The organism is Spirosoma pulveris (assembly GCF_054781875.1).
In genome coordinates, this window is the sequence record NZ_BAAGTO010000037.1 from 1 (window position 1) to 5,582 (window position 5,582).

The following is a 5,582-nucleotide window of genomic DNA, read 5'->3' on the forward strand; positions in this document are numbered from 1 at the left end:
CCTGGTCTATCCGAGGAGTCGAGAGAGACACCCGCGCCGTGATTGAGAAAGCCGCTGAACGAGCGGGTAAAACCATCGGCCAATATGTTAATGAAGATATCCGCAGCTTAGTACAAGGCCAGCTCACTCAATCCCAATTACCAGCCGCCCCGGTTGATATTCAGAACCAGATCGACCACTTAACCAAGATGGTCGAAGGGATCGCCAACCGAATGACTGAACAAGGTAAGAAAAGCTTTTGGCAACGTCTGCTGGGGTAAACTCGAAACTGATTAGAAGGGAAAAAAACAGCGTGCCTTGTTGCGCAGTGCGTGGTGATTTTGTAAGTTCGCGTATTGAGTAGCCAGCCATGTTTAACCCCTAAAAAACCTTCCTTGCAGTCGGTTTTTGTCGGGGTCGAAACGGCTGTCCCCCCTCCGACTGTCGGGGGTGAAAAACCGCTCGCTCTGCCTGCTTATGAACCCAACTGAACCGGTTAAAAAACGGGGTGGCCGCCCTCCCAGTGATACCAAACGAGACCAGCAAATTACGGTCTGTCTGACCAAGTTGGAGAAGCTTGCCCTCAAACGACGGGCCGACAAAGCGGGGCTGAATCTGTCGGACTATGGCCGGCAAATGGTGCTCACCGGCAAAGCCCAGGCACGCCTAACCCCCGAAGAGAACACTACCCTTAATCAGGTGGCCAAGCTAGGGAACAACCTGAACCAGATCGCCCACAAAGCCAATGCCGACGGTATCCGCAGCATTGCCATCGAAGCCCAACGGCTGTTGCGCCAGCTGAGTGAACTACTGGATAAACCCCTTGAACCATGATTGCGAAAACGAGTATCGGCCGCAGTTTCAAAGGCTGCTGCGGCTACAACCTGCAAAAGGTAGAACAGGGGAAAGGCGAAATCCTGATGAGTCAGGGTGTGCGCGATTATGATGCCCGTTCGATGGTGGCCGACTTCATGCGACAGGCCAGTTTGAACCCCGATCTAAGCCGGAGCGTCTGGCACACAGCCATTAGCTTCAGCCCCCAGGACGAGGCCCGTTTGCAGGCCCAGCCGGAGCTGATGAAAACGGTGGCCAGCGATTACCTGAAAGGGATGGGTCTTGATCAGAGTCAGTACGTGGTGATTCGTCACCGGGATACCGAGCATTCCCATTTTCATATCGTGGCCAATCGCGTGACCGATACAGGTCAGACCGTCAGTGACAGCCACAATTACAACCGGTCAGAGAGCCTTTTGCGCCAGATCGAGCAGACACACGGCTTAACCCCGATGCTGGAACAGGCCAAACGCCAGAGTCTGGAGCGCGTACCGGAGCGCGACCGGGAGCGAATCCTGATGCGGGACCAAGTGCGCGAGAGTATAAGCCGTTCAACGACCAGTCAGGAGCTGCGCCAGGACTTAGCCCGCTACAACATTCAACTGATCGTCAATAGAGATAAGGCGGGCCAGCCGCGCGGTATCAGTTTTGAACAGGTTAGCCACACCGAACAAGGCGAAGAAATCCGAGTGGCTTTCAAAGGCTCCAAACTGCATCAGAACTTAAGCCTGGGCGGGTTGCAACAGCAGCTGGAGCAACAAGCGCGTTTACGTCAGAAACAGGCTTTAGAAGCTGCTGCTGAAAAAGACAGACTAGAGGGGCAAAAACTCAAGAAAGGCCCGCAAATCGAAGAAAAACACCCTAAAAAAGGCTTAGGCCGCGGTATGTGAGATGGAACAGAGCGAATTATTAGGTGAACTACTGGAAGGCTTGACCAAGGATGTTAAAGCGCTTCAAACGAAAGTGGGCCAGTTACCCACGACAACACCCCCTGATTACCGGGAAAGTATCCAATCGTTAGCTAGATCGGTGCAGGAGTTGCAAAGCAAAGCACCCACACAAGCCCCGGCCCCCACCGTTGATTTAAACCCGCTATTGAGTCGGCTTGAGCGGATGGAACAGCAGATCCGCCAACGGCCCGAGTACACTATGAGTCAATATGTGCGGTATGGGGCGTATGCCTTCGGGTTGATGGTGGTGCTACTGGTGGGTGTGACCTGGCTTGCCCTGAGTTGGCGTAGCGAGCGGGAAGACTATGCCCAAGCCTACGCTCACGACAATTGGCGGGTTCGTTACACCAAGCAGGCCGATCCGGATTACTACAATTTCATGGAAGCCAAGTTTAAAGAGCCAGGACTAACGCAATGGGTCGTTGAGCAGGAAGCCGCCGACGAGAAGCGGGAGCTAGCCCGTGAAGCTGCCGAACAAGCCAAATCGTTAACCCAACAGGCAAACCAATTAGAGGGTAAACCGATGACAAAGGGGGAAAAAAAGTAGGTGTCTTCGACGGTGTAAAAGTGTGTATTAGGAGATACAGAATAAAAAAAGGATTAACTAACTGATTATAAGCAATATAAGGTGAAGTCATGTTGCATGCTGTGCAACATTGATGTTGCATAGCTGGTGCAACATGTTTTCATCTTAATGAAGTTTATAAAGAAGAAATTATTTTTTTTTTGCAACGTTATGTTGCGTAAAAATGCTATTATTGTGCCAGAATGATGCAAGGTTGTTTCACAGTATGCAACATAGATTATGGCACATGAAAAAGAGGTAGTTAACTACCATACAGGGGAAGTAGACTTAGTCAATGATAAGTTTGTCCAATTATACGTTGACAAACTCGACCTAATCATTGAAATGACAGGTGAAAATCCAACGGCTGTTAAGGTTTTCGTTTGGTTACTTCAGCATATGGATAAGCGTAATGCTTTGGTTGTTAGCCAAGAAGCACTTGCAGAAGCTATGGGACTTCACAGAACAACGATATTCCGTTGCACAAACTACCTCAAAGAGAAAAAAGCAGTAGATATTGTAAAGTCTGGTAGTACAAACATTTACGCTGTAAATGCGCAAATAGCTTGGAAATCAGACGCTAGTGGTAAAAGATACGCCTTATTCGACGCTGCCGTATATATTGCTGATTCGGAACAAGACAAGCCCCTATTTGATACACAGCTGATTGGCCACGCTAAAGCTAAGACACTTAAAAAGAGCAATAAACTCAAAGCAGAATGACACCCGACCGCAGACTTGACCAGTTAGAACCCTTGATGGCTGATTCACTTCAGAAGATTGACCGCTTGATTGAAGGGCAGGGTCAACTCGTTGAATTGGCCACTACGACAAAAGCCGAACTAGAACAAGTTAAAGCAACTGGAGAGATCACCGCCAATGGATTAGCTAATCTGACGACTTACGTCCAAAAAGGATTTGCTGATATGAAACAGGATATTTCCGATTTGAAAACGGGACAAGAAGCCATCATGCAGTATTTACGGGAGAAACTCCCCTAGCGATATTAGTCGAAACGGAAACCGGCTCTGCTGAGGAGCAACCGGCCAGGGATAGACTGATGCACGTACTAACCGTACATGCGCCCCGATCTTGATAGCTAAAAGCCAGATCGGGGCTTTTTTGTAAGCTTACAAAGAAGAAAGCGGACCCGCTACGCGGGGTGTTAAAGTGATAGGTTTTTTTAGGCATAGAGCACCCCTAACTGTACGGTTGCTGACGCCAAAGGAGTTGAAAAGGGAATAAAATGAGTACAGTTAGGGGTGCTCTATGCCTAAGAAAACCTATTACTATCTAGGCGTCGCAGACACCGCTTACACTATGGTACTATAGGCTTTCGGGTGGCTTATTGGAGGCTTCCGGCAGGCTTTCCATGTTTTTGCGGTAGGCTTTCAGGAGGCTTTACTTTACATAATGGCACTTATACAACTTTCAACGGATAGATTCACCAAACTCAAAAGCAGATGAAAACAGTACTCTTATTCGTAGTTACCTCTTTCCTTGGCTGGTTTGTAGAAGGAGATGGTCTTTCAATATCAGATCAAGAAGTGAAATGTGTCATTAGCCAGAACACGACTGAAAGCCAGTTACAAGAGTTCAAAACTGAACTCTGGGAGAAGAAGAACATCCGTTTTGATGTTGAGCGACTTGACTTCACTGCAGATAAACGTATAAGCCGAATAAAGATCAGTGTTGATTGTAATGACGGCTTTAAAGGCACTGCTCAAATGGTATTTAAAGACAACAACTCAAAAATGAACTTCTACCGAATTTATGATGAGAAGGCTGAATCTCCATTTGGTATCGGTGAGCTGTCATCAGAGAAGTAAAAACTTTCATAAAGGGACATATCTCATATAAGAAAGCTACCCTAATCGCTTTTCTTCTAAGATATGTCCCTTTACATAATTCTTAGTTATGCAACAGGTCTAGGAATAGTACTAACTCACTGTGGGGCAATAAGTTGTATTTTACCTAGACCTGTTGCATAACTAGAATTATGTTAATGAACTTACTTTAGAAAGCAGCTTTTTTGTTTTCACTACATGATTTTGAAAACGTCTTATTTCGAGAGAATGCTTATCCGAAATTAAAACTTCACATTTATTCGTGTTGGCCTTTCTAGAGTCTGGTAAGGCTGACTGGTAATCGCATTGATAACAAAGGCTCGACGACTGAATCACCAAGGCAATTGGAATTAAGGAAGTCGGTCTGATAAAATTTCTTAGAAGTAGAATCAACCCCAGCAAAATGGCGGGTACGCTCAAGAGTTGACCCATGTTAAGGCTCATATTATCTTCAAAAGTAACTTGGTTTTCTTTGAAGAATTCCCAGACAAAGCGGAGACCAAATATCCAAATCAAAGAGATGCCTAACATGGTCCCAGATGCAGCTTGGTTACGGTCGTTTTTCCAATACCAGAACAGCCCTATGAATAAAATTAGGTAAGATAACGATTCATAGAGTTGGGTAGGATGGCGAGGTACTTGGCTAAACTCATGATCTCTCAAGAAGACGAAAGCCCAAGGCACATCGGTCGGTTTACCAAAAATTTCGGAGTTCATTAGATTACCGAATCGAATAAAGGCTCCTCCTAAAGCTCCTACAATACAAATTCGATCACTAACCCATAAAAAGGTTTGCCCGCTGATTTGACTTGACTGACGACGAGAATAAAGCCAAAGGCCAATAAGAATACCTAGTACGCCCCCATGGCTAGCCAATCCTCCAAAAGGGGGTGTTATTATGTATAATGGATCTTGAATGAACATGTATGGTTCATAAAACAGAAAGTGCCCTAGTCTTGCTCCTAGAATCGTTGAAATCACCATTGTTATTAGTAACGAATCCGTATCAGCAAGGGGCTTCTTCTCAGTTCTAAAAATGTGGCTCATAATCTGAACGCCAATTAGGAATCCAGTAGCGAACAGTAAACCGTACCATCTCACGGGCAAAGAGCCAATGCGAACGATTTCAGGATCAACATTCCATATGATGTATCGAAGCATATTTTCCTGTTGTATAAGTGCAATTATGTTAGTCTAAATGGTCTGTAAGACAATTTCACTGATTTGTCTTACAGCCCTTATTACGTGTCTTACAATTTTCGGTTTTTGTCTTACACACGTAAATTTTGCCTAATTATGTGTCTTACACGTGTAAGACACAGCTATGGAAGACCTTACTACCACTCCTGACTCAACCAACGAGAACACCGAATCCACGAAAGGGAGCAACCCCGTTACCTGGTCTAT

8 protein-coding genes are annotated in these 5,582 nt (G+C 46.0%); 7 read left to right on the plus strand and 1 reads right to left on the minus strand.

The window, feature by feature from the left end; translation table 11 throughout:
* The 7 genes from ACYVJM_RS31750 to ACYVJM_RS31780 form a co-directional block, all read left to right on the plus strand.
* On the plus strand, positions 1–260 hold a 260-nt coding region (locus tag ACYVJM_RS31750; protein ID WP_461152145.1), incomplete at its 5' end, for a hypothetical protein.
* A 196-nt stretch (positions 261–456) separates the two neighbouring features.
* Positions 457–813, plus strand: coding sequence for a plasmid mobilization protein (locus tag ACYVJM_RS31755; RefSeq protein WP_461152146.1), 357 nt, complete (start codon positions 457–459; stop codon positions 811–813).
* Complete coding sequence (locus ACYVJM_RS31760; RefSeq protein WP_461152147.1) at positions 810–1,703, plus strand: relaxase/mobilization nuclease domain-containing protein; 894 nt, start codon at positions 810–812, stop codon at positions 1,701–1,703. The genes ACYVJM_RS31755 and ACYVJM_RS31760 overlap by 4 nt, the downstream gene beginning before the upstream one ends.
* A 1-nt stretch (position 1,704) precedes the next feature.
* Positions 1,705–2,310, plus strand: coding sequence for a hypothetical protein (locus ACYVJM_RS31765; RefSeq protein ID WP_461152148.1), 606 nt, complete (start codon positions 1,705–1,707; stop codon positions 2,308–2,310).
* 258 nt (positions 2,311–2,568) lie between these two features.
* Entirely contained in the window at positions 2,569–3,051 is a 483-nt protein-coding gene (locus ACYVJM_RS31770; protein ID WP_461152149.1) for a replication/maintenance protein RepL, read from the plus strand.
* Positions 3,048–3,329: a hypothetical protein gene (locus tag ACYVJM_RS31775; RefSeq protein ID WP_461152150.1), complete on the plus strand. Its 282-nt coding sequence runs from the start codon at positions 3,048–3,050 to the stop codon at positions 3,327–3,329. The genes ACYVJM_RS31770 and ACYVJM_RS31775 overlap by 4 nt, the downstream gene beginning before the upstream one ends.
* 462 nt (positions 3,330–3,791) lie before the next feature.
* On the plus strand, positions 3,792–4,157 hold the full coding sequence (locus tag ACYVJM_RS31780) for a hypothetical protein (RefSeq protein ID WP_461152151.1): 366 nt from the start codon (positions 3,792–3,794) through the stop codon (positions 4,155–4,157).
* Positions 4,158–4,325: 168 nt separating this feature from the next.
* Here the strand turns inward: ACYVJM_RS31780 and lgt are convergent, their stop codons facing one another.
* Positions 4,326–5,336, minus strand: a complete 1,011-nt coding sequence (lgt, locus tag ACYVJM_RS31785) for a prolipoprotein diacylglyceryl transferase (RefSeq protein WP_461152152.1) — start codon at positions 5,334–5,336, stop codon at positions 4,326–4,328.
* Positions 5,337–5,582 lie beyond the last annotated feature (246 nt).

What these genes read in the sequence shown, in the direction of transcription:
- ACYVJM_RS31755 (WP_461152146.1), top strand. Translation starts at nt 457, where the DNA reads ATGAACCCAACTGAACCGGTTAAAAAACGGGGTGGCCGCCCTCCCAGT.
- ACYVJM_RS31760 (WP_461152147.1), top strand. Translation starts at nt 810, where the DNA reads ATGATTGCGAAAACGAGTATCGGCCGCAGTTTCAAAGGCTGCTGCGGC.
- ACYVJM_RS31765 (WP_461152148.1), top strand. Translation starts at nt 1,705, where the DNA reads ATGGAACAGAGCGAATTATTAGGTGAACTACTGGAAGGCTTGACCAAG.
- ACYVJM_RS31770 (WP_461152149.1), top strand. Translation starts at nt 2,569, where the DNA reads ATGGCACATGAAAAAGAGGTAGTTAACTACCATACAGGGGAAGTAGAC.
- ACYVJM_RS31775 (WP_461152150.1), top strand. Translation starts at nt 3,048, where the DNA reads ATGACACCCGACCGCAGACTTGACCAGTTAGAACCCTTGATGGCTGAT.
- ACYVJM_RS31780 (WP_461152151.1), top strand. Translation starts at nt 3,792, where the DNA reads ATGAAAACAGTACTCTTATTCGTAGTTACCTCTTTCCTTGGCTGGTTT.
- lgt (WP_461152152.1), bottom strand. Translation starts at nt 5,336, where the DNA reads ATGCTTCGATACATCATATGGAATGTTGATCCTGAAATCGTTCGCATT.